This is a genomic window from Paraburkholderia sp. IMGN_8, assembly GCF_038050405.1.
In the GTDB taxonomy this organism is placed as follows: Bacteria; Pseudomonadota; Gammaproteobacteria; order Burkholderiales; family Burkholderiaceae; genus Paraburkholderia.
In genome coordinates, this window is the sequence record NZ_CP150901.1 from 210,997 (window position 1) to 234,784 (window position 23,788).

The 23,788-nt window shown below is 60.9% G+C and carries 22 protein-coding genes and 4 pseudogenes; 9 read left to right on the forward strand and 17 right to left on the reverse strand.

Annotated elements, in window-relative coordinates; all coding sequences use genetic code 11:
* Positions 1-12 precede the first annotated feature (12 nt).
* Together WN982_RS22170 and WN982_RS22175 are read left to right on the forward strand one after the other, a co-directional pair.
* Positions 13-147: a hypothetical protein gene (locus tag WN982_RS22170; protein ID WP_341317842.1), complete on the forward strand. Its 135-nt coding sequence runs from the start codon at positions 13-15 to the stop codon at positions 145-147.
* A 310-nt stretch (positions 148-457) separates the two neighbouring features.
* Positions 458-586 (forward strand): hypothetical protein, encoded by a 129-nt coding sequence (locus tag WN982_RS22175; RefSeq protein WP_341317843.1) that lies wholly within the window; start codon positions 458-460, stop codon positions 584-586.
* Here WN982_RS22175 and WN982_RS22180 read toward each other — a convergent pair.
* The 4 genes from WN982_RS22180 to WN982_RS22195 all read right to left on the reverse strand — a co-directional run bounded on the left by WN982_RS22180 (position 580) and on the right by WN982_RS22195 (position 3,497).
* Positions 580-1,089 carry a DUF1993 domain-containing protein gene (locus tag WN982_RS22180; RefSeq protein ID WP_341317844.1) on the reverse strand — a complete coding sequence of 170 codons (510 nt, stop codon included), beginning with the start codon at positions 1,087-1,089 and terminating at the stop codon, positions 580-582. The two genes, WN982_RS22175 and WN982_RS22180, sit on opposite strands and share 7 nt — an antisense overlap.
* Before the next feature lie 151 nt (positions 1,090-1,240).
* Positions 1,241-1,561 (reverse strand): pyrimidine/purine nucleoside phosphorylase, encoded by a 321-nt coding sequence (locus WN982_RS22185; protein ID WP_341317845.1) that lies wholly within the window; start codon positions 1,559-1,561, stop codon positions 1,241-1,243.
* 192 nt (positions 1,562-1,753) lie between these two features.
* On the reverse strand, positions 1,754-2,467 hold the full coding sequence (locus WN982_RS22190) for a hypothetical protein (protein WP_341317846.1): 714 nt from the start codon (positions 2,465-2,467) through the stop codon (positions 1,754-1,756).
* A 394-nt stretch (positions 2,468-2,861) separates the two neighbouring features.
* Positions 2,862-3,497, reverse strand: a complete 636-nt coding sequence (locus WN982_RS22195) for a cytochrome b/b6 domain-containing protein (RefSeq protein WP_341317847.1) — start codon at positions 3,495-3,497, stop codon at positions 2,862-2,864.
* 519 nt (positions 3,498-4,016) lie between these two features.
* Between WN982_RS22195 and WN982_RS22200 the strand changes: the two genes are divergently transcribed.
* From WN982_RS22200 to WN982_RS22210, 3 genes are all read left to right on the forward strand, one after another.
* Positions 4,017-4,463 carry an SRPBCC family protein gene (locus WN982_RS22200; protein ID WP_341317848.1) on the forward strand — a complete coding sequence of 149 codons (447 nt, stop codon included), beginning with the start codon at positions 4,017-4,019 and terminating at the stop codon, positions 4,461-4,463.
* Between the two features lie 298 nt (positions 4,464-4,761).
* Positions 4,762-6,135: a hypothetical protein gene (locus tag WN982_RS22205; RefSeq protein WP_341317849.1), complete on the forward strand. Its 1,374-nt coding sequence runs from the start codon at positions 4,762-4,764 to the stop codon at positions 6,133-6,135.
* A gap of 760 nt (positions 6,136-6,895) precedes the next feature.
* Entirely contained in the window at positions 6,896-7,255 is a 360-nt protein-coding gene (locus tag WN982_RS22210; protein ID WP_341317850.1) for a TIGR00366 family protein, read from the forward strand.
* A 30-nt stretch (positions 7,256-7,285) separates the two neighbouring features.
* On the opposite strand, the gene WN982_RS22215 is transcribed toward WN982_RS22210, so the two are convergent.
* Entirely contained in the window at positions 7,286-8,035 is a 750-nt protein-coding gene (locus WN982_RS22215; RefSeq protein WP_341317851.1) for a hypothetical protein, read from the reverse strand.
* A 315-nt stretch (positions 8,036-8,350) separates the two neighbouring features.
* On the opposite strand from WN982_RS22215, the pseudogene WN982_RS22220 reads away from it, so the two are divergent.
* Positions 8,351-8,600: pseudogene (locus WN982_RS22220) on the forward strand (sodium:calcium antiporter); the annotation flags it as partial.
* A gap of 320 nt (positions 8,601-8,920) precedes the next feature.
* Here the strand turns inward: WN982_RS22220 and WN982_RS22225 are convergent.
* Positions 8,921-9,373 (reverse strand): annotated as a pseudogene (locus WN982_RS22225) (lipase); the annotation flags it as partial.
* Between WN982_RS22225 and WN982_RS22230 the strand changes: the two are divergent.
* Positions 9,335-10,066, forward strand: coding sequence for an SGNH/GDSL hydrolase family protein (locus WN982_RS22230; RefSeq protein WP_341317852.1), 732 nt, complete (start codon positions 9,335-9,337; stop codon positions 10,064-10,066). The pseudogene WN982_RS22225 and the gene WN982_RS22230 overlap by 39 nt on opposite strands.
* Before the next feature lie 290 nt (positions 10,067-10,356).
* Entirely contained in the window at positions 10,357-12,171 is a 1,815-nt protein-coding gene (locus tag WN982_RS22235) for a methyl-accepting chemotaxis protein (RefSeq protein ID WP_341317853.1), read from the forward strand.
* A gap of 215 nt (positions 12,172-12,386) precedes the next feature.
* Here WN982_RS22235 and WN982_RS22240 read toward each other — a convergent pair whose 3' ends face one another.
* The 9 genes and pseudogenes from WN982_RS22240 to WN982_RS22280 all read right to left on the reverse strand — a co-directional run bounded on the left by WN982_RS22240 (position 12,387) and on the right by WN982_RS22280 (position 19,525).
* On the reverse strand, positions 12,387-13,079 hold the full coding sequence (locus WN982_RS22240; RefSeq protein WP_341317854.1) for a hypothetical protein: 693 nt from the start codon (positions 13,077-13,079) through the stop codon (positions 12,387-12,389).
* A 128-nt stretch (positions 13,080-13,207) separates the two neighbouring features.
* Entirely contained in the window at positions 13,208-13,594 is a 387-nt protein-coding gene (locus WN982_RS22245) for a hypothetical protein (protein WP_341317855.1), read from the reverse strand.
* 133 nt (positions 13,595-13,727) lie between these two features.
* Entirely contained in the window at positions 13,728-14,111 is a 384-nt protein-coding gene (locus tag WN982_RS22250) for a hypothetical protein (RefSeq protein WP_341317856.1), read from the reverse strand.
* Between the two features lie 318 nt (positions 14,112-14,429).
* Positions 14,430-14,822, reverse strand: coding sequence for a GNAT family N-acetyltransferase (locus WN982_RS22255; protein WP_341317857.1), 393 nt, complete (start codon positions 14,820-14,822; stop codon positions 14,430-14,432).
* Positions 14,823-14,979: 157 nt separating this feature from the next.
* A pseudogene (locus WN982_RS22260) lies at positions 14,980-15,087 on the reverse strand (short-chain dehydrogenase); the annotation flags it as partial.
* Positions 15,088-15,111: 24 nt separating this feature from the next.
* Entirely contained in the window at positions 15,112-16,449 is a 1,338-nt protein-coding gene (locus WN982_RS22265) for an FAD-binding oxidoreductase (protein ID WP_341317858.1), read from the reverse strand.
* Positions 16,450-16,475: 26 nt separating this feature from the next.
* A pseudogene (locus WN982_RS22270) lies at positions 16,476-17,281 on the reverse strand (amino acid ABC transporter permease).
* Positions 17,282-17,346: 65 nt separating this feature from the next.
* Positions 17,347-18,165 carry a transporter substrate-binding domain-containing protein gene (locus WN982_RS22275; RefSeq protein ID WP_341317859.1) on the reverse strand — a complete coding sequence of 273 codons (819 nt, stop codon included), beginning with the start codon at positions 18,163-18,165 and terminating at the stop codon, positions 17,347-17,349.
* Between the two features lie 37 nt (positions 18,166-18,202).
* Entirely contained in the window at positions 18,203-19,525 is a 1,323-nt protein-coding gene (locus WN982_RS22280; RefSeq protein ID WP_341317860.1) for an FAD-binding oxidoreductase, read from the reverse strand.
* 139 nt (positions 19,526-19,664) lie between these two features.
* On the opposite strand from WN982_RS22280, the gene WN982_RS22285 reads away from it, so the two are divergent.
* On the forward strand, positions 19,665-20,567 hold the full coding sequence (locus WN982_RS22285; protein WP_341317861.1) for a LysR substrate-binding domain-containing protein: 903 nt from the start codon (positions 19,665-19,667) through the stop codon (positions 20,565-20,567).
* 172 nt (positions 20,568-20,739) lie between these two features.
* On the opposite strand, the gene WN982_RS22290 is transcribed toward WN982_RS22285, so the two are convergent.
* Entirely contained in the window at positions 20,740-21,285 is a 546-nt protein-coding gene (locus tag WN982_RS22290; RefSeq protein ID WP_341317862.1) for an SRPBCC family protein, read from the reverse strand.
* A 106-nt stretch (positions 21,286-21,391) separates the two neighbouring features.
* Positions 21,392-23,539 carry a SulP family inorganic anion transporter gene (locus tag WN982_RS22295; RefSeq protein ID WP_341319595.1) on the reverse strand — a complete coding sequence of 716 codons (2,148 nt, stop codon included), beginning with the start codon at positions 23,537-23,539 and terminating at the stop codon, positions 21,392-21,394.
* Positions 23,540-23,788 lie beyond the last annotated feature (249 nt).

A 23,788-nucleotide genomic window follows, 5' to 3' on the forward strand; every position in this document is an offset into this window, starting at 1 on the left:
ATGGTTGGCTCAATGCGCAAATGCAAATTGGCCGGACAGCTGCTGGCATTGCGAGGCATGCTGCGGGGTCTCGCGACCGTGGTCGGCGTCAATGAAGATGTCCCGCGCCTGCATAGGCTGATGCCGGTCAACGCGGGCGAGGCGTAGTTCTGGCTGGTTTTGGGCTATTTGCAGGCGGAATTGGCGACTGGTGGTAGGCGACGGCGGGCACTGGCAGATTGATGCAGATGGGTGGCCAAATGTCGGCCTTACGAGACGCTTTCCATAAGGCCGAGCTACTGCTACTCGAATCGGCGGCTTGTCCGTCCCTTCCTTGCCGGATCTGACATGACGTTGGTACGACGCGGAGGCGAACAGCGTCGGCCGGGCAGGGCCAGGTGGCCGACTGTCCGGCGAGACCGGATGGTGCTGCCGACGAAAACAGCCTGCCATTCCTTTCGCTTGCAAGGGGATGATCGTGGAACCGCTCAACGCCGCTTCCGGCAAACGCGAGCCATCGAACAAGGGCGCGCGGGTCGGACGGCAAGCGCCGCTGAAGCTACCGCCGACCGGTGGCTCGCCCGACCCATGCGCCGACGATCAGTAAGATCCCATGTAGTCGCGCTTGCCGATATCGACACCGTTGTGGCGCAGAATCGCGTAGGCCGTTGTGACGTGGAAGAAAAACTGGGGCAGGCCGTAGTTTTGCAGATAGGCGCTGCCTACCAGCTTCTTCTCTTTCGGCGTGCCCGGACGCAGGACGATTTCCTTGCTCTCGCTAGCGTTGAATTGGGCGGCGTCGAGCGCGCCGATGTGGGCCAATGCCTTGGCGATAAGCGCTTGCAGGTCGGCAAACGTGACTTCAGTGTCGGGCCACGACGGCACGTCCACGCCGGCCAGGCGCGAGCTGATGCCCTTGGCGAAATCGGCGGCGATCTGCACCTGGCGCACGAGGGGAAACATGTCCGGGAACAGGCGCGCCTGCAGCAGCGCGTTCGGATCGATGTTCCTTTCGGTGACGTGTGCTTCGGCTTTCTTCAGCACCTCGGACAATGCAGTCAGCATTTGCTTGAAAACTGGGACGGATGCGCTGTAGATGGAACTTGTCATGATCACCCTTTCGGTCGATGGTGGATGCCGGCGCGGAAGATGCCGCGCCGGCCGGTTAGATGTTTGCGACACAGGCGGAGGGCGCCTGTGCCGCCGCGCGCGCGAAGTCGCGTGCATCGTCCGGCACCACGCGCCCGTCCGTCTTTACAAATTACAAATAGCTGCAGATGTAGTCGAGCGTTTCGATCACGTCGATATCGAAGCGACTCTTGCCGGGCACCGAGAACGACTCGCCCGCGCCATACGTCTTCCACTCGTCACTGCCTTCGAGGCGGATACGGCATTGGCCGGCCTGCACCTCCATGAGTTCCGGCGCGTCGGTGCCGAAGTTGAGTGTGCCGGGCAGGATCACGCCGAGCGTCTTGCGCGTGCCGTCGACGAAGAGAACGGTGTGCGAGACACACTTGCCGTCGAAATAGACGTTGGCTCGTTTGATAATGGAAACCTGATCGAATTGCGTTGCAGCCGTCATGGTGGTCTTCCTCTGGGTCATCGTGAATGAATGCGTTGGCGCCGCGCAGCGGCAGCGTGCGGTGCGCGATCTGCGCGGACCGCCTGCGTGGGCTTTCGGTCGGGCGCAAGTCCGCCATCATACAGGCGGTCGGCGGCGCCAGTCGGTGATCCTCGTGCCTGTCAGGGCAACACCGCGGTGTGATCCTGACGATTAGTCAGCCCGACACCAACGACCAGAATCCGGGCACACAATAGCTCGTTCGCCGTTCAGCAAGACCTGCTCTTCATCCAGTTGCAAGGAGGTCGAAGGGGCGATGTCGAAGGCAACCTTAAGTGCGTGCCCAACATGGGCATTTTCGATGGGAAGCTCCCAGGTCAGGAATATCTGGATGTAATCCTGGTCCGGCGCGAAGTCGGCCACATTAAAATCGCTGCTGCTGCGCTGAATTACGCCATGCGGCTGGCCAGTATCGAATATCACAGCCGTTCCCCGGGTCAGAGGAATGCGATGGCCCAAAGAGGGAAAATGCAAGTCCAGACCCCTGTCCTCGCTCAGGAAGAGATTGCAGAAGGCAGCACCGCCATATTGCGCACCGTCATGGTGGTACTTCGCGCCACGGCAGGCCATGAGGGCTACGTCACTGGAGGCAAGCACCGCGGGCAGTCCAAGCGCGCACGTCCAATCGGACACTGCCTGCACGCAGCGCGTGTAGTCCGGCCAGCGCGCCCGCGCTCGCGCCAAAGGCATTGCCTCGACGTCACCAGTCTCCAGGACCAGGCGCGACGATATCTCCCTTTCCCAATCTGCGAGCAGACGTGCAGGGGGCACAGGCACGTCGACCGTGCCTGATAGCACGATGTCGCTCACGAGCCGACTGCGGATGGCGTCGCCACTCCAGAAATAGGAGGTCAGGATGTCTGGCATTCGATGCTGTTGAGGGGGTGATTCATCTGGAACATTGTAACGATTCCAGGGGATCACTTCGGCGCAAGTCGGCCATCTTCGATTGTTGGTCCACGCTTTCACGCAGACGTTTTAACGGCGACTCCGCACATATCGGACTTCATCGAGATTGTCGCGCCTAGCCAGTCGCCAGCAGACCCAACGTGTGACGCTTCGTACGAGTTGACATGTGTGCTCGTGTCGGGCCTGACGTCGTGAAGCTGTGATGCTAGTCAGGTCCGGCCGGTTGCTTCCTGTTGCACCCAGGAAATCGCGCTAGGGGCACCACGCGTTGCGCGCTAGTGCTTGGGTGTGAGCGGCGTCAGTGGGCTGTTGCCACTACCGGTTCCACCTGTGAGGCCGCCGAGCAGGTTCATTAAAGCATTCGTCGCAAGACGTCGTTACGCGCGATCAACTGGTGCTTGATGACCGCGAGCACGTGCAGCGCGACCAACCCGGCCAGCAGTGCGCAACTCGCGCGATGCACAGTGAAGAGTTTGTCGGTCAGCGCGCCTTTCGGGAAAGGCGTGTGAATCTCGATCAGGCCGAAGAACGAATAGCCGTTCGGTACCATCAAGAAGCCGCTCGCCAGCACCGCAAAGATCGTTACGTAAATCAAATTGTGGATGCCGGTTGCCAGCGAACGCTGCCATCCGGGCGTACCGTGCAGCGCGCGGGGCTCGACCCGGACGAACTTCCAAACCACCCGTAGCGGAAAGAGCACGATCAGTACCGTGGCGATCGACATATTCAGTCGCGACAGGAAATCGTGTACTGCTCCGCCAGCAATGTGGGCCAGCGCGTAGCCCGCCACACTCGTATAGATAATGACGGCGGCGAAAGACCAATGGAAAAATCGCGTGAGGCCATCGTAGCGATCGTAGGCTCGCTCGCTCTTCGGCTGGCATGCGTCGCGCCCGTCAAGCCGACCGTTCTGTGCGGACGCGGCGCGCGGCTCGCTTGTATGACCGCGGCCATGTGTTGCCTCTCGCGGCATCCAGTTCACAGACATGTTCAGGTCCAAAATCGTTAAGCCGTTTCGAAACGTCGATGCGCGTTCCGCGCATTGCTGTTGCCTGGCGAACGCTGTCCGCACTCAGCGCCGGGTCACCTACTGCCCATGCAGCAGCGCATCGTACCTATCGTGCATAGGCACGTCAATAAAAATGCAAATAACAATCATCTGCATTTACAAGTTTATTCATGTGGCTTTCATCAGGCTTGCGCCGAGGTCCTGCTACCTAGGTTTGAGGGATCCGAGTTTGCGTATGCGGACTTCTGCTTCCGGACGCATAGCGTCCGAATGCGCCGTGGTTCGCCGGGAAATCGCGCAACGTTATTCCGCGTGTGAACACACCCGGCGTGCAAATTGCAGATGGTCTCTGCGAAAGACTGCTCACGGAACGCGGCCGCAGCAGGCGAAACCTATCGGCGCCTGGGGGTTTATCCTGATCTCAACCTATGTCGATACCGGCGTCGCCGAATCGTCGTAGGAGTATGTCCAACTTCTCCAGTGAAAGGCGAGCACACCATGACTACCGGAACAGTCCATCTCCAACGCGTCTTGCGCGCTACTCCCGAACGCATCTATCGAGCCTTCCTCGAACCCGATGCGATAGCGAAGTGGCTTCCTCCTTACGGGTTCACCTGTCAGGTCCACCACATGGAGGCCCACGTTGGTGGCACTTACAAGATGTCCTTCCGTAACTTCAGTACCGGCAACAGCCACTCGTTCGGCGGCGAGTACGTCGAACTGGTGCCGTTCGAGAAGATCCGCTACTCGGACCGATTCGACAACCCGAACCTGCCCGGCCAGATGCACACCACCATTTCATTGAGGCAAGTGTCCTGCGGAACAGAACTCACCATTGTGCAAGAGGGCGTGCCCGAGGTCATTCCTGTGGAGATGTGTTACCTCGGCTGGCAGGAGTCGCTTGTTCAGTTGGCAAAGTTGGTCGAGCCCGAGATCCCTGACTGACGACACCGGCACAGGCGTGCACGCCGTTGTGCGAAGTGCCGCCATCGCGCGTTGCCGATCAGCGGGTCGCGTAGTTTGCCGAGTGGGTCAAACGCGAGGCAGGAAACCTGTCGCGAGTGCTGGGGCAGCAGGCAAATCGACGGAAAGATACTATGATCAACTAACCTATGGCGTTGCGGCCCCAACTGCGGGGCCAGCGTTGGCGATCCTTTAAGGTCACAACCGGGTACAGCAATATAAGACTGCTCCAGTCGCCGGACACGGCGAGTCCGTACTGGTCGTGAAGGGAGGAAACGTCATGCAGATAGCGTCCGCGCCACTTCCGATCGATCCGCTTCACGACATCGATCTGGAATACGGCAGGTTCAACGGGACTACGGCCCTCGACCTCAGCAAGGCGTTCGACAACTTCAAAAATCACACGCCGTCGGGACACCTGTGCGTGTTTTTCCACGGCGGGCTGATATCGGAAGCGGACGGCCTCAGCACTGCCAACAAGTTGATCAAGGGCTACACCGACACTGGCGCCTACCCGTTCTTCTTCATCTGGAAGTCCGATCTCATTACTACAGTGGAAGGGATTCTCGAGCCCTATCGCAACAATCCGGGCTTCGTGAACGCCGCCAATTACGCAGTGAATACGGTGGCCCTCAAGATCGCCGCTGCGCTCGACACTGATCGATCGCTCAAGGGTCGGCGACCACCGACCAAAATTCGTAAGGCGGCGCCAATGACCCTCAAGGAATTGGCGTCCGTCACCAAACTCTACGACAAAGCGTGGGCGAAGCGCGCCGGTGCACAGATCGCCTGTTCGAGCAGCGACCTGGATCAGTTCGCGCAATGGTTGGTAGCTGCCGAGAAGTCAGTTCCTGGAAAGCGCCGGCTGTTTTCCCCCAAGCGTCTCCGCGGGCCGCAAAATCCTCTTGCAAGAATCATTCAACGGCTTAATTCGGGCCACGATCACGGCTTATATACGACAGTTGTCGAAGAGATCTTCATCGCGGCGGGGCTGGCCGAGCACCTTGGGCCGCCAATCTGGGGGGAGATGAAGCAGTTCATCGACGACTCGTTCTCGAATGACGCCAACGCCGGCGGCACGGCGTTTCTGAACCACTTATGCGACGCGTGGGACAAAAATCCGCAGCTCCGGGTCATCCTGATTGGTCACAGTGCTGGTGCGATCTACGTGCAGCGGTTCATCGAAGCACTCGATGCACGACTCCCGGCATCCTCAACGCTGCGGGTTGAGGTGATCATGCTGGCGGCGGCCATCACATTCGGCCGGATGAATGCTGGATTATCGATACTGCGCAAGCGCGTCAGTGGGCTCCGGGTCTTCGGGCTCGATAACAAGACCGAGGGTTCCTATTGGGAGGTGCCACTGATCTACAACAAGTCACTGCTTTACCTCGTTTCATCGCTCTGCGAGGACGACCCGAACGCGGATAAGCCGCTGGTTGGAATGCAGCGATACTGGAAAGGGACGGCGCCCTATACCGACCCCGATATCCGTGCAGTTGCCGAATTCGTGCAAACCACAAGAACCGTCTGGTCACCCACAAAACCAGATGCGAACCCCGGATATCAATCCCAAGCCAAAAGACATGGGTCCATCCCGGAGGACAAGGAGACCAACCGTAGCATTTGCTTCGCATTGCAGAACGGTTTCTGATCGACCACTTTCGGTGCCACGAATCGGTCTTGGCTGGTATCCGGACCTACCGGATCGAACCGAATAATTCGTCGACCAGATTTTCGCGATCGCGTTCGATGCGCGGCAAATAGGTGAGGGGCGCCGCCCTCACGGTGTCGTGTTTTCCACTCCTCCGACTGGCCGGTTGCCCTGTCGCCCGCAAAGGCACGCACCGAAAGCAGTCCGGCCGTTGCGGCCATTCGCGCTTCGCTTCCGTGGCCGGTCTTCAAATAACCGGTTCAAAACGGCGCCGACGGCGAGCGTCGCCCGACTCCGGGCGCAGGTAAATCGCGAGCCTATTGCCGGATTCGTTTGCTTCCTGGTGCCCTATACTGTTTTTCAGGCGGCCGCATATGATTCTGTGGGGCGAGCCCAATGGCAGGACCCGACCCGCTCCGGTCATTCAGCGTGTGAGCTTCGGTGCCCGCTTTGCTGTCGATTTCGGTTATTCCGCATGGGTGCTTTTTGTATAGCAGCGTGTCTTCGCTTGCGTGACTTCATCACTTCGGCGATAACCGTAGCAAAAGACGTTGCGCGGCCGCCTTCGATTGCCTCTTGCTAAATCCCCCGAATCCAAGGACCAGGCCGGGCCGACCTGTTCCCGGTGCGAACATCGGCGATACGTCACTACGTGAGTGCGGTGACAGAGGCGGCGAAGGTCACAGGGCCGATGTTACTTCAGTACCCGTTTTAGGGCGGCATCATGGGAATCATGGGTGCAACCGGGCTGGAGGAGAATGTGGCACACGCCTTTATCCACGTGGCGTCGGGAACAACTCTGCCGTTTCTCAGTTATCTGGCCTCGGGTGTGATCACGCTATTCATCACGAGTGGCGGCGGTCACTGGGCGGTGCGGGGCCCCTTCACGAACCCCGCCGCGATGCAGCCTGGCGCCTCACTTGCGGGCACGTCCATGGCCATCGTGGCCAGCGAGATGGCCGGCAGTCTGCTGCAACCATTCTGGGCGATTCCAGTAGTCGCTATCGCCGGTGTCGGCGTGCAACGCGTGTTGGGTTTTACGCTCGTGATCCTCGTGAGGGCCGGCTCATTGCCCGGTCTGGTCTATCTGCTTGTCGTGCCGACGTGGGCTGGTATGTAGCACAGTGCCAGGCTCGGCGCAGGCACCCGCTCAATTGCGTCTTAGTTCCGAGTTGAAGGCCAGTGTGCCGTTGGTGACGGCAAACAGGAAGTCGTTGTTTCTGCCATCGCCGTCGTCGACGAGGGTAGCCAAACCCGACAACGATTGGCTACCCACCTGCAACGTCATGCCATAAGCGTCAACTGTCGGATCCATTACGAACAACGTCCCCGCGAAAGTTCGCCCGGACGCATCCTGAAAGACAACGTTCCCGTTCACATCAACGGAGAGAGCAGTCAGCCTCCCTTTGATTGAGTATGACCCCACAGCGCGCGGTATTACGCCCGGCTCGTTGAAGTAGTCGGGGAAGAAGTCGATGAACGTGATCGTCCCGCTGTCGTTCGCAGTGGTGTAATTGGCGAATGCGGTGCCCGTCCTATGATCGAACTCGCCCGCAATCTGGAAAGGCTGCACGGTGCCCGCGCTGGGAGTCGGCGGCACTACGATGACGTCGATGCCGTCGCAGTTCGTCTGTGTATACGACGTGCCGGCTCCAGAAAAAAAGGGGCCGTTTGCCGCGATGCTCGCCGAGATCTGGGCGCAGTCGTCGGTAATCAGATCAAACGCGCCGCCTGCCGTCACGATGACGAACATGCCTGTGTCGCGGCCCGTGACGTTCGAGTGAAAATTGCCGCTCCAGATTCCCTCCATAATGCCGGCGACGCCAAAGGGCCTGTTTGCGCTGTGAGACTCGTGGCCGCCGCCGCATGCCCCAATACTGCCGAGCAGTGCAAGTGACACTAACCAAATCCAAAGCCGCTTCATGGCACACCCCGCTCGAGAGCATCCGTATCACTCGCATACACCGCCATTGCGCGGGGCGTAAAGTACGCGGTCGCCCTTAGATGTAATTGTAGTTTTCACACCCGGCATTCGCGAGGCGCATCGCGGGCGTGTTTGGGAGCGCTTCTACATCGATCACCGGCAAGGAGCCCGCGAACTGCATGGGCAACTGGACATGGCTCGCCCGATACAACGCGCGAAGGCGGGCGAATGGTATGCAGTAAACGGCTGGTCACTGCAAATATTCCGTCGCGAACCGCCGGGGAACGCGGGGACCTTGAACCATTGAAACTTCGACCGCACGACGAGAATCCTGCAATGTTTCCGGGTGCAACGCAGACAATCGGAGCACCCGTCGTGATCTTCGCCGCGTCCCACCTGTTTGTCCGCCAGATCGAAGCCGTGGGCCCGTTGTTAGGATTGAGCCCTCAACTGAAGGCTCTGTTGTTCAGTCCGATCCACCGGGCTGGGTGGAATCACGACTGCAGTGATCTGGGTGCGACAGGGTAAAGAGCGCTTGGCAAGCTGGCTGAGGCGCTTGCATCACCGTCGCACGAGCATAGCTTGGCGCCCAAACCGTCGCAGCTGTTTTGGTGTCGCATTGCATCCGGGCTGGACACTCGACAGGACTGACGTAGCTGGCCGCGCCGGCAAAGACGGTACAAGCCAGCGTGGCGACGAGTTCCGCAACCGCGAGCATGCATGCCTCCTCGCACGGGCATGACCCGATTTTTCTGAAAATCAGCTAAAAATCACCCGCTGCCCGACGCGATAGCAAGACGAGGTCGGGCCGAACGGCAGAGAACCCGACGATTCTGTTGGCGAGTGATCATTTTCCCAGGCTCAGTGACCAAGACCGCTCCTGGCGATCTGCTGCTCCACGAACTGGGCGAACAGTGCGTGCAGACGCGTCGTCGGATGAAGGTCGTCGGCGAACATGTACGTCTGATCGGCATTGGCCGTCACGTAGGTACCCGGCGAGCACAGCAATGCTGTCGCATGGGGCGTTTTCGCAGGGTCGCAGGCGACGCTGGTGTTGGACACGGCGAAGCCATTGGCCTGAAAGTTCGCGATGATCTGGTTCACCCATGTATAAGAATCGATCTGGATGACCTTGCCTTGCAGGCCATTGGCCTGCAAGGCAGCGTTCAAGCTATCGTTGAAGATTTGCGATAACTGGGTCAGGTTTGCCCCGCCGTCGGGCGAGGCGATGCCTTTGGGCGATAGTCCGACATTCGGAACATTGATCACCACGACGTGAGTGGCGCCGTTCTGGACGATCTGACCGACCACTTGAACCAGGCGCGCAACTACGCGGCGGGTGGAGCGAGGGCCACGCAGTATCCGAATAGGGTCAATCTGCCGCAGCAAGTGCAGACCTTTCTCCAGGATGTGAACCAGACCGCTCCGTCGGACGCGTTATTTGTCATCGAGATGGGAAGTAACGACCTTCGTGATGCCCTCGCCACCTTTTTCGCCGTGTACCAAGCAACCGGCAGTCAAAGCCAGGCGGCAGCGGCGGCGAATGCCATCGTGACCAATGCCCTGAACGGTATAGCGCAAAGTATTCATACGCTTTACACCTCTGGGGCAAGAAAGTTTCTTGTTTGGAACGCGCCGAGGATAGAGTTGGTGCCTGCTGTTCGGGCCTTGGGACCCGTGGTGAAGAACGTAGCCCGCGGCCTGGTGGACGGTTTCAATCAGGGGCTAGCCCAAAACGTCTTGTCTTCGGCGGCACTCGGTGGCCTGCCCGGAATCCAGATCGCGCAAATGGATATCTCCGGCCAGATGGCGGCCATCATCCAATCGCCGGGCAACTTCGGCCTTACCGATGTCACGGATCCCTGTGTAACCCCCAATACACCGCCATTTACGTGCCAGCAACCTGGCGACTATTTCTTCTGGGATGGGATCCACCCGACGAAGGCAGTACACGCGATGATTGCGCAACTGGCGGTGGGTACTTTGGCACAGTATCCCGGCCCCTAGCGCGGCCGCATGGAACGGCCGCTTACTGAGCGGAGTCGCCGTTTGAGTGTCCGGGCAATCGAGTAAGCGAACGACGGCTCATGGCCGATGCCGGAAGTTCGCCGTCGATCTGCGCCTGGCCAAACCTGGCCTCGCGCCGCCCCCGCCGCTCACCGCGCGCCTCAAGTTCTTCCTTTTTTCGCCGTAGTCCGTGAAGGTGGCCCTAAAACCGTGACCCGGCTCGGGTCGTGCCGAGGTGTAGCAGCAGGCATTCCGATTCGTGCCGCACCCTTCCACTCTTCACGGAAACCATGATTTCCTCACTCCGAACCCGCATCCTGATTATTTCCTCCGCTACCGTCATCGGCGCGCTCGCGCTCTCGGGAGCCGCGGCCTACACTACAGTGCGCGCCAACACGATGGAGACCATCGCGCAGAACCTGGGCGCCATCGCCGGCGCCAATGCGCTGGCCATCGACAAGTGGGTGGCTGCCAAAGCGCAGGCCGTGAAGGCGACCGCCGAAGAGGTCGAGCACGGCGATCCGCAAGGTTTTGTCAAGCATATGAGTCGCGCGGACGGCTTTCCGATCACCACAGTCGGCTGGACCGACAAGACCTATTTCTCGACCAGCAGCACTACGCCCAAGGACTACGACCCGACCGCGCGGCCCTGGTACAAGGCGGCCGTCGCGGCCGGCACGCTGATCGTCACGAAGCCGTACGGCGACGCGTCGACGGGCGTGCCCTACGTCTCGTTTTCCGCGCCGATGATCCGTAACGGCGAAGCGACCGGCGCGTTGAGCGGCGCCGTACCGCTCGACGGGGTGCGCGAAGTGGTCGCCGCCGTGCATCCGACGCCTTCGAGCCTGGCCTTCGTGGTGACGCGCGACGGTCAGGTTATCGCGCATCCGGATGCCAGGTTGATTCTCAAGCAGGCGACCGACATCGCCGCAGCGCTCACGCCGGACGCGCTGGCCTCGCTCGCGCAAGCCGGTGCGCCGATGGAAGTCGATCTGGGCGGGGTTGCGAAGCTGCTCAAGGCGCAGCCGGTGCAGGGCACCGACTGGTATCTGGTGATCGCTCTCGACAAGGCGGAGGCAACGGCAGGTCTGGCCAACGTCCTGCAAGCGCTCGGTGTGGCGATGGTGTTGCTGACGCTGACGGCGGTGGGCATTGCCGCGTTCTTCACCTCGCATTCGTTCCGCAGCCTCTCGCAGGTGCGCGATGCCATGGACACCATCGGCTCAGGCAGCGGCGATCTCACGCATCGCCTGCCTGTGGTGGGCCGCGACGAAGTCGCGCAGATTTCCGCCTCGTTTAACGCATTTGTCGACAAGATCGGCACGGTGCTACTGGAAGTGCGTGCCGGCGTGGAGAACATGAAGACCGCGACCAGCGAAATCGAAATGGGCAACCGCGATCTGTCGCAGCGCACGGAAACGTCCGCCTGCAATCTGCAGAACACCTCGGCTGCGCTCACGCAGTTGACCGCCAGCGTCAAGCAGTCGGCCGAAGCCGCGATGGAGGCCACGCGGCTGGCGACCTCAGCGAGCCAGGCGGCGGCGCGCGGTGGAGAAGTCGTGACGAGCGCAGTCAGCACGATGGACGACATCGCCAGGTCCTCTGCGCGCATTACCGAAATCATTAGCGTGATCGACAGCATCGCGTTTCAGACCAACATCCTTGCGCTGAACGCTGCCGTCGAAGCGGCACGGGCCGGCGAGAACGGTCGCGGATTCGCCGTGGTGGCGGGCGAAGTGCGCACGCTGGCGCAGCGCTGCGCGACCGCCGCGCGCGAGATCAAGGACTTGATTCAAGCCTCGGAAGCCAGCGTCGGCACGGGCGCGCAGCGCGTACAGGCGGCCGGCGCAGCGATGCAGGAAATCGTCGAAGGGATCGATCGCGTGAATCGCGTCATCGGCGAAATCGACGGCGCGATGCACGAGCAGAGCGCCGGCATCAGCCAGATCGACCGCAGCGTCGCCGAGATGGACCAGGCGACGCAGCAAAACGCCGCCCTCGTTGAGCAATCGACCGCCGCCTCCGCGACGCTGAACGAGCAGGCGCACGGCCTGTCAGGCATCGTGGGGCTGTTCAAGCTGCGCCACGCCGACGCACGTCCGTAACGCGCACCGACGCGCTATCTGCGAGGCTTGCGCTGCGCAGAGGCTGGTCTGCGCCGGCGCCTGCCGCTAGGTGCCGACAACGTTCTGATAGCGCAACTGTGACAGATCGAGCGTGCGCGGCCCGGCGCACGTTCTCCAGTCGCTCCCTCAGTTCACATCATGCCGCCGGTGGCACTACCTGTGCCGCCGGTGCCGGATGAAGGTGTGGACGTCGTTTAGAACGGGTGAGCGAGCCCCGCCGCTGACAGCAGCGAGACGGCGGCCGGATCGGGCATGCCGTCGGCGTCGATCGCACCCGCTCTCGCGAGCGCACCGAGATCGCTGTCGACGCCTGCTTGCCCGACGATAAACGGCGTCGTCAGAAACGCGGGTGCCGTCAGCGTGACCGCATAGCGCTGCTGCAGATTCGTGGCGACTGCTGATTGCGCAGCCAGGACATCGGTCTGGCTTTCCAGCACCTGCTGGAACCGTGAGTTGCTCGGGAGGCCCGCTATCAGATTGGTCTCGTTCGTGCCAAGTTGCGAAGCGAGGTAGACGAGCATCAATTCGGTCTCGGGCGTCGTATTGAAGATGCCACCGGCAAACGCCAGCGAATGCAGCGTCGCGCCGCCGGAGGTCACGGTGAGGATGCAGGGAAGCGTGGCGTTGAACGTGATGTTGTAGCGTCCGCCGCCGTCTGACAGAGTCGAGCCCGAACCCTGTGCACAACTGAAGCTGACTGTCGCGCCGGCGAGTGCCTTGCCGGTGGCGGCCGTGCCGGATATTGCGACGTTTTGCAACCCGTTTCCGCTGCCACAGCCGTCGAAGCCGACGCAGTAGCTGCCGCTGCAGGCGACGAGCGTTGCGAGCGAAGCCACGCACAGTGCAGCCAGCACCGGGCGAACGAAACGCGCATCGTGAGTGTTCATGGCCGCCAGCCGTTGATGGAAGGGGACAAAGGCGACGGGTCCCACGCAAAGGGACCGGCGCTGTTTTTTATTTTAGGCCCGATGCGCCGAAACCGTTTGTCGCGTCAATCACTTCAACGATAACGCCGCTAATTGCCTGGAGTCGTTGCTGACGACGTCGTAGGAGACGTAGAGAGCAGCTTGATCGACTCCCAATGCGGATGCAGGAGCCGTAACACAGCGAGGATCGCGCTGTTGGTATTCACTGACACAGTTACGAGGTCGTTTCCTGTTTGAACCGCTTTCTTGCCATACTGGCAATACTGATATTCGACGTGAACCGTTACTGACATAATTACGATTTCCTTTCTTTTAAGACTGATGTTTCGTGACTGATCGAGCAACGCAGGCTTGTACTCAGTCACCGTCGCAATACGCTGACCGACCCCGTGCGTTTCGCCGTTGTAATCCCGATTGACAGCCGCGCCTGCCGGAAGCACGTCCAACGCGGGCACAGCAACGTAATATTCTGCCATCCTGATTTCAACTTACGCCTTGACGCAATGGCACTCCTTGAACGGCGTGACCAAGCCGGCGGCAACAAACTCCCTGCGGAAGTACCCAATATCAGTGAGGCGTTCTACTTGAACAAAAAAGAACCTCGCGCGCTCAAGCCGCCTTTCCCTGAACCGGGTCTTCTTGCAGGGACAGTTGAATGCCGTCAGCCAATCCCCGCTCGGCTCGATTGACGAATCCGCAATCTAGCAGGATCTGACAGAGGGCATCGGGAGAGCATGGTGCCCCGGCCACTTCGCTCATTCGGGCGAGAACATCAGAGAACGAAGCAAGAACGCTCCAACTGTCGTAGTAGGCGTGCAGTTGCGGTACGACCTCATTGCCCAGATTTTCCCAACGGACGGAAAGCATACCAACCGTTCCGCCGCCCTCCACGCGGTAGAGACCAAAGGTTACGGCCGAGACAACGCCCATTACCCTGCAATAGGACGCGGTGTTCATATAGAACTCACGCCTAAGATGCTCATTGCCGTTCATTGCCGTTTCCTGTCGGAGCTTTTGTGGTCGTAACTCATATAACGGCGCGAAGACGCCGATGCTTGAGTCTCGCGCTATCGACAATCTGACGAGACACCTATAAAAGGGCTGGCACGAATGGGCGCTACGCTCGCAATACCTCACGTGATCACAAAGTGTAGCGGGGCTACCATTGCATTCGCCGCTGAGAGCGTGTTTAGCGTCCTTTATGGTCGGTAGTTCGTGGACTATCGGTCATTCGGTCATGCCGCCCGAGAGGCGCTTCCTGGCCGAGGCCGGCTGTTCGCTATAGACATGGTGCGTGGAAGACTGCGCATGTCACTCCGTAAGGGCCGGTAGCGACGAAGGAGAAAGCACCAAAGTGGAGACCTTGCCGTCGTTCTCGATTTCGACAAAACCGATTCTCCTGTACCACTCATAGGCCACGCTGTTGCATACGAAGACATTCAGGTACAGCGGTTTTTGTAAGTAACTGGACAACGACATGACCTTGGCAAGCGCTTCACTGCCGATCGACTTGTTTTGCATCTCCGGCACGATGCAAAGCATCCTCAGCCATACGAGATTTGGTTCGATGTCCCAGTGCACAAATCCGTATCGGTTGCCTTCCCATGTAACTATTTGACAAGAGCCTTGGCGAAGGCTTTTGGCAAACCCCGCCCGTTGCAAGTCGTCGTCCCAGCCAAACGCTGAGGTAACGAAACCTTTCATCGTTCGCCGATACGTGTCAAATAGCCATTCCGAGTCTTCGGGTACGGCTTGCCGAAAATCCAGATTCATCAAAACCGCCGATCGCGATAAGCAGGTCTTCGCCAGAGTACCGGATGCAGGAGATCGGCATCAATAGGTTGCGGCCGGCGAACGTCGACGGATCGCGCGCGCCCAGCGGCAGCCGATAGCCGCGTTGCAACAACTCGGTTGCGATTGCCAGCCCGATGCCGCGACTGGCGCCGGAAATCATCGCGACTTTTTGCATGGACATCTCCATGGAAGCATTGCCTTAGAAGCCCGCGTCGATCACGATTTTCGTACCGTCGCTGAAACGGTTGAGGCGAAATGCGTGCGGATCGACGAGCGGCGTGTCGTTCGTCACCAGATCCGCCATCAGCTTTCCGGCCGCCGGACCGATGCCGAAACCGTGCCCCGAAAAGCCGGTGCCGATAAACAGACCGGGCACCGTATCGACACCGGAAATCACCGGAATCGCGTCCGGCGTCACATCCATGTAGCCCGCCCAGCGCTGCGCGATTCGCGCGTGCGCCAGATGCGGGAAGACCCTGGTGAACTCGCGCAAGCCGGCATCGGTGTACCCGGCGATCGGTTCGGGATCGAGCGTGCGGACCTGTTCGAACGCGGTGGGACGGTCGAGCGCCCAGTGACGTGGACGGCGCAACTCATCGAAGAAGCGCGCGCCGATGCCGATGCGCAAAGAACCCAGCTGGCTCTTCAGCGCTTCGATATATTTGAAGAACAGACGAAATGAATCGGGTGTGAGATCGCTATAGGTGCGGAAGCCGAATGCAACCGTGTAGCCGCCGTCGGCGCGCTTGCGAAACGCGAATTTCCTGTTGCTCGCGCTACAGGTCGGGCCGCCGTCGAGCGGCTCGGTGCGCAGCACCGAGGCTTTTACCAGCAGTTGCGGCACATCGATATCCAGGTTGCCGCAAAACCACCGCGACCACGCGCCACCCGCGACGACGACGCTATTGCAGCGGATCGTGCCGTGCTCGGTGACGACCGCACTGACGCGCCCCGCGCTCGTTTCGATGCCACGTGCGGCGCATGGCGTCAGAATCTTGATACCGCGTTTGCGCAACGCATTCGCGATCGCGGGTGCGGCTTTTTGCGGTTCGGCGCGGCCGTCGCCAGGTGTGTAGAGTCCGCCTTTGAACGCTTTCGTCGCGCCGGGCAGCAGCTCGGCAACGGTCCTCCCGTCGACCACGCGTGTGTCGAACGCGTCGCCCGCCACGTTGCGCGCCTTGCCGAGCCATACGCGATGATTGTCCATCACGGTGTCTTCCTCGGTCATGTAGAGGATGCCGCATTGATTGAAGCCCGTGTCGATGCCGAGCGTCGCATCCATCTTCCGCCACAGCTTCAGGCTTTCGATGCTCAGCTCGAACTCACGCATGTCGCGATGTGTGACGCGCACCCAGCCCCAATTGCGGCTCGATTGCTCGCCCGCAATATGGCCTTTCTCGCAAAGCGCGACCTGCAATCCTTTCTCGCTCAGATAAAGGGCCGTGCTCACGCCGATAATGCCGCCGCCGATGACGACGACGTCGACTTGCGAAGGCAAGGTGGTGTCGTCGGCGACCGTTTCTACTTTGGGTCCCATTGTGGCTCGTGTCCTGCCTGTGAAGACTAGTGATGTTGATCGGCGATGCCGGTCCTGACCGGGACGGCCGAATTGGCCGAAACCTGCGCCTCGCGCTGCCGGCGCGACGATCCCGTTCTGGAATTGCCGCGCGCCGGATTCGAATGACGGTTGGTCCAGCGGTCGATGTGGTTGATCGCGTGCGTGAGCGGCACGGTCACGAGCAGATACACCACGCCCGCGGCCACGAGCGGCGACAGGTTCGCGGTGTTCACCGACGTGTTCTGCCGATCGTGAACAGATCGCGTTGCGACGTCAGCAGGCCGAGAAAATAGACCAGGCTCGAATCCTTGACGATCGAAATGAACTGGTTCGCAAGCGCCGGCAAGATGCGCCGCACGCCTTGCGGCACGATCACGTAACGCATGCTGCTCCAGTACGTCATGCCGAGTGCCTGACACGCGGACAGTTGTCCGCGCCCCACGCTTTGAATGCCGGAGCGGAAAATCTCCGCGATATACGCGGACGAGATCAGCCCAAGTGCAACGATCGCGAGCGGATACGGATTGGGTCCGAAGATCGCCAGCCCCACAGGCGCGAGTCCCTGGCCGACCAGCAGGATCACGAGCGCTGCCGGCAGGCCGCGAAACACGTCGATGAACACCTGCGCGGGCAGCATCAGCCAACGCGTATGCGACACCGCCATCAACGCGAGCACCATGCCCGCGACGATCCCAAGCACGGTCGAAAACACCGACAGCACCAGCGTGTTGACGAGGCCTGTGCACAGCAACGACGGCATCGACGAGATCAGCAACGGCCAGTCGAGAAAGTTCTGCAAGAAAGCATCCATGGTGCGCTCCTTGTTGAGCGTCGGCGGGCGGGTTTAGCCTCCGGTCCGCAGGCGACCGAACTCAATCAGTTACCGGTCTTCATCGCGTACGGCGGCAGGTTCGCGGGCTTCGAATAACCCGGGTGGAACTGCAGATACAGCTTCACCCACGTGCCGTCCGCGACCAGTTCGTCGATGCTCCTGTTCAGTGCCGCCTCGAGCTTGGCGTTGCCCTTATGCACCGGGAAACCGGCGGGCAGATTGACTGCGGAGATGTCGAGCCTGTCCGCGATGTTCATTTGCGGATACTTGCCCTGCAAGCCCTCTACGAGCGTTTTGTCCACGAAGTAGCCGTCGATGTATTTCGAGCGCATCGCCAGGAAACCCGCGTTCAGGTTCGGAAAGCGCACGATCTGCGCGCCCGGCAGGTAGCTGTCCGAATACGTGTCCTCGATGGTGCCCTGCACGACGCCGATCCGTTTGCCTTTCACCGATGACGGATCGCTCGTGATCGTGCTGTCGGGCAAGGTTGCTACGCTCAGAAGACCCGTCAGATAGCCCTCTGAGAAATCGACCATCTTCAGGCGTTCCTTCGTGATCGAAATCGACCCGGCGGCCAGATCGATCTGCTGGTTCGCGACGCTCGGCAGCAGTCCGCTGAAATCCTGCGCGCGGAACTCGGCGCTCAGGCCGAGTTTCGCCGCGACGGCGCGCAGCAATTCGACGTCGAAGCCCGTCATCTTGCCGTTGTCGATATACGAATACGGCTTGTTGTTCGCATCGACGCCGGCGACCAGCTTGCCGGGCGTCAGCGTGCCGACGTCGTCGGCACGCGCGTTGCCTGTCAACGTGAACGATAGGGGCACGACAACCGCAATGAGGCTGAGAAGATGGCGAAAACGCATGATATTTGCCCCGTCGAAAGGACCTGCGGTGAAAACGTCAGGAAAGGGCGGCGCGCACGCGGCCGCTCCAGAGATCGTCGAACGTATAGAGCGCCGTGCCGACCGGCACGCTCAGGCGGCTCGCCATGCCGGCCGGACTGACCGGAAACGCGCCTTCGCCGAATGCGCCGGGCAGTGCGTCGAGCCCGAGCATGTGTTTCACGACCCGCGCGCCCAGATAGCTCATCAGCGCGACGCCGTTGCCGTTGCAGCCCAGCGCGTAGTGAATGCCGTCCTGTTCGCCGATATGCGCGAGCTTGTCGCCCGTCATCGCGACATAACCCTTCCACGCGTGCGTGATGCGCACGTCGCGCAATGCGGGCCACAATTCGATCAGCTTCGCGTGCAGCATCCTCGCCGCGTCACGCTCGCTCACTTCGCGGATCGCCGGGCGCGAGCCGAACAGCATCCGCGTGCCGTCGGGCGACGGCCTTGTGTAGAACAGATTGCGCTTCGAATCGCTAATCATCCGTCGCCCGGGATTCAGCACGACCATTAGTCCAGGCGGCAGCGGTTCCGTCGCGATCTGGTAACTCGCAACCGGCAGCACGCGCCGCGAGAAGAACGGCAGCAGCCGTCCGGTATAGCCGTTGGTCGCGACCAGCACATGCTTCGCGTCGATTTTTCCCCGCGTTGCGTGAACCCTAAAACCCGCGCGATTGCGTTCGATCCGTTCCACGCCTGCATGCGAATGCAAAGTCGCGCCGCAACGCCGTGCGAGATCGCGCAGCGCGCGATGATATTTGGCCGTATGCAGACCGCCGTATTCATCGACGAGAATCCCGCCGTAGTAGTAGTCGGAGCCGATCACCGCATGCTGATCCGCGCGCGGCACGACATGCACCGTTACGCCGGTCTTGTCGCGCAACAGATCGCCCTGGCGCCGCAGGCGGTCGAAGTGACGCGGGGTGAATGCGCCGAAGAAGCGACCGGTGATCTGCAGATCGGCGTCGAGCGATTCGTCGGCGACAAGGCGCTTCAGATAGTCGAAGCTCGCCATCGACTCGCACATCAGCCGTCCCAACCGTTCAGCCGACACCCCACGAATCGCGTTGGTCAGCGCGAGCTTCTGCCCGCTCGACACCATACCGCCGCTGCGCGTGCTGCCACCCGCGCCGATCTCGGCGGCATCGAGCACGGCGACACTCGCGCCGAGTCGCGCAGCTTCCGCTGCCGCGGACAAGCCGCAATACCCGCTGCCGACGACCACCACGTCGACGCCGGACGGCAACGCGTCGCGGACCGTCTCGGGCGGCGCGGCGTCCCACCAGTACGGGGCCACGCGAAAATCGTCATGAAACAGCAGGGTGTCGGAGCGCATCGCGTATCGCCGGTGACGGAATGCGGACCAGTCTAGGTTTTCGTCCTCCATCCGGTCAAATACGACCAAAAACGCCTGCCATTCAATTTTGATATGGCAAGCTGAGAATTGGATCGACGAAAGCAGACGAGGCGAGCGGATGAATCAACGGCAAATCGAAGCGTTCAGGCTGGTCATGTTGCGCGGCTCGATGACCGCCGCCGCCGAGGAACTCGGCACCTCGCAGCCGAGCATCAGCCGGTTGATTGCGGAACTGGAAGCATCGACGGGACTCGCGCTGTTCACGCGCAACGGCGGACGGATTCAGGCCACGGACGCGGGGAGTGCGTTCTATCGCGAAGTGGACCGGAGTTTTGTGGGCCTCGAAAAACTCGCGCATTCCGCACGTGAAATCCGCCAGTTCGGCAATGGCCGTCTGCGGCTCGTCGCGGCGCCGGTGCTGGCGTTGTCATTCGTGCCGATGGTGATCGAGCGTTTTCTTGCCGCGTATCCCCGCATCGCGATATCGCTGGAAATGCGCAGCGAAGGCACGATCCAGCGGTGGGCTTCGTCGGCCTATTGCGATATCGGATTCGCCACGACGACGCCCGATGCGTTCGGTGTGACGAGCGCCGAGTTATACCGGCTGCCGGGTGTGTGCGCACTGCCGACCGGGCATCCGCTGGCTGCGCGCAAACGTATCCACGCGCGCGATCTGCGCGGTGAAAGCCTGATCCTGCCCTCGTATGCGGACGACACGCGTTCGTCGCTGGATCGCGTGTTGCGTCAGGCGGAAGTCAATCAGGTGCCGACGATTGAAACGCCATACGGCGCGACGATTTGCGCGATGGTGTCGCGCGGTTTGGGAGTCGGCATCGTGAATCCGCTTGCGACTTTCGATGCCAATACCACGAAGATCCAGTTCCGGCCGTTTTCACCGGACGTCATGTTTCGGGGATTCACAGTGTGCCCGCAGCTTCAATATACGAATCCGATCGTCGACAGCTTTCTGAAGATCGCAGACGACACAATGATGCTTGAAGCAAAACGCTGGGCAAAATAATGTGACGGGCAGGTCCCGGTAGTCTGGCCCTGTGCTGACTCGTATGCTCTCGGCATATGACGCTCCACTCCTACGCTTCGTTCCTCCTTGCGAGAGGCCGTCAGTCGGTTTGCATTGGTCGATCGCGGCTGGGCGCCAAGCGGCAAGCCGGAACGCCAGCCGAACAAGATTGCTAATGCTGCGGCGTAACTTCGAGAAGGCTCTTAAGTCGCAAAACTGCCTCGTCGGATTCCGATTGAATCCGCGCGCGCAGAACAAGCCAGTTGAGTATCGCGAACCACATCGACGGTGCGCGATAAGTGAACGCTCGCTCGAAGCGTGTTCCGCTCGCGGTCGACGTCAGTGAATACGTCACGGTGCCAGCCGGTCTGCCATCAATTTTTCCCTCTATCGTCCATTTGCCTGGAGGCTCCCGTGCAGTGACTGTCCACACGACGCTGCCGCGTCGGCCCGCCACACGAAACTCCTCCGCCACCTGCTCGCCCAGATCGAGCGGATGGTCAACGGAGCCACTGACCGCGAGCGATGACGGATGCCACACTGGCCAGTGAGCGGGTGTCGTGACATAGTCGAACACGACTTTGGAGGGACGTTGGATCGACGCAACCGTAACGATTCGCGTGTCGAGTCCAACCTGCTGCGGCAATGGCATAAAGAGCAACGCGATGACAACGAGCACGGCCAATATTGCCGTTACGTACCGAGTAGGGTTTCTCATAGCGATTTGTACCCTACGCGCTCAGGACGAAGGTATCTGACTGCGAATAGCCCCCCACGGCGGAGGCGCTCCTTTGATGGTCAGCCTCAATGATCAGGGTTGCCTTTCAATGAGCCGCGCGCAAGGCTTCGTCCGCAACAGCCAGCCGCGACGCCATGACCTTGACGACAAAACGATGGATTTGCCGCGCGGTCACGGGATCGTCCTGCTCGAGTGCATGCAACGAGTCAAGTGTCAAACGCCGGACACGCGCGGGACCCTCTGCGAGCACATCCGCACTACGCGAGCGCTGCGTGTACACCGCCATTTCGCCGACGATCGTACCTGGCCCGAACGAGCGCAGCCTGAGGGATCTGCCGTCCGCAAGCGGCAGTAAGACGGTGACACGGCCGCGCTCGACAAAGTACATGGCGTCCCCCGGCTCGCCGTGACGGAACACTGGCTGCCCCGCGCCAAGCTCGCGCACTTCCAGAAGGGCCAACAGCCTTTCGAGCGCGTATGACGTGAAATGCGGCGCGAGCAGCGCCTGAAAATCCTCTTCGCCGCAAGGCAGCACGCGTGAATCCGACGCGAGAAGCGTATCTTCGATCCATTCCAGCCCTGCATCCAGCGTAGCGAACTCGTGAATCCGGAGGTTCAGCGTGCCGGTCTTCATGAGCAGTTCACGCGATCGTGTCGGCAGCCCCGTCAACACCAGGTCCGCATCAAGCGTCGCACACAGCTGCCTGAGCTTGACGAAGCTGACCGATACCGACGCGTCCATGCCGTTGGTCGAAGCGAAGTCGAGCACGACAAAGCGAACCGGTAGCGGCCCGTGCCTGGCCAGCCGTTCGCGTACGCGTTGCAAGATCGAATTGGCGGTGCCAAAGAACAGGAACCCCTGCAGACACGTTCCGCACACCTGTACACCGAGTTCGTGAAGCCGTTCGGTTGCCTCGATACTGCGCTCGACATTCGATGTGCGGGTACTGCCATCGAACTCCATACGAACGCAACTGACGCGGCCGTACAGCAGGGCGAACATCACACATGCGGCGATGATTCCCGCCACGACGCCCGTGATGACGCCGTAGAACGCAATCGCGCCCAGAATAAGCGGTACAAGTAGATACTCATGCCAGTTGAGCTTGCGATACGCACCGACTAGCCACTGGATCAACAGACGCAGTCCCATGAAGAGCTGCAGCCCGACCAGCACCGGCACCGGGAATAGCGCCACCATGTCAGGCGAGACGGCCAGCACGAACAGGCACGCGAGGGAGGCGAATACGCCCGCCATACGGCTTGTCGCGCCCGTGCGCGCGTTGAGCATCGATCGGTTGAACGATTGGTAACCGACCATCCCGCCTAACATCCCGCTCGCGATGTTAGCTATTCCGGCGGCCCTCATTTCGCGGTTCAGATCGACGTCTTCGCCCGTGGCTGCGCCAATCGCTGTCGAATTCATCAGGATCGTGATCGCCGAAATCGAGGTGACCACGAGCGTCTCCGGCAAGTGCGCAGCGATTGCCGGCCAGTCGACGCTCCCGCGCGTCAGCAATGCCGGAACATGCAGTTCTGGAATCCGGATCGGGTGCAGTGCCACACGCGGAAGCAATAATCCCGTGTTGCGGGCGTCGTCGATCGACAGGCCTGCAGCAAGCAGGAACAGGTAGAACAGCGCGACACCGAGTACAAGGGTGATCGGCAGCGCCGCAGCGTGTTTCCAGGTGCGTGACAGGAGCGTGGCTGACGCGCACACCAGCACAGCGGGTGTCCACACCAGCCAGTTCAGGTGCGTCATCAGCGCCAATGTGTGCCAGTTCGAGGGCGCGCCGGTCGCGACCCGAAACGCGCCGGCAAGCAGGAGGTAGCCAGTACCGGCAAGGAAGCCACCTACGACCGGGTAGGGCAGGAATTGCAGGGAACGGCTGCGCTTCGACGAACCGACCGCATACAGAATGACGCCCGTCACCACGGAACACAGCGCGATGGCGATCAACACCGTCATCAGAATTGTCTGGGGCGTACCGCCGTCAGCCCGCACGCTGCTCGCGACGCCTGCCGCCACACCGGCAAGAAACGCCGTCGCGTTGCCGTCGGGTCCGGCGATATTCATGCGCATCGAACTTGTCAAGGCGATCACCAGTGCCGTTACCACGCAACTGATGAAGGCGGTGGGCACGCCAAGCTCGGCGTAACGGGCGAGATCCGCACTAAAGATCAGGGTGCCCAGGCTCATTGCATAGCAGAGCATGACCAACGTCGACACCATGCCGGCCGACAGGTCTCCGACCAGGCCCGTGATGCGTGGCCCGGAGCGGGCATCGGGTGAGGAACCTGTCGCAGCTGGCTTCACAGTGCTTCCCGGTGAGGGCGGACGGAATCTGGCCTGGGCCGTGCGGTTCGCGTGGCGCGCGGCGGTTGGGCTTTACCCGGACGTCACCCATCGTCTCGAACGACGAACGACTGCACGTTGCGCTTGCCTGCTCGCCCGACACTGTGGCCGATTCGCTAAGCAGTA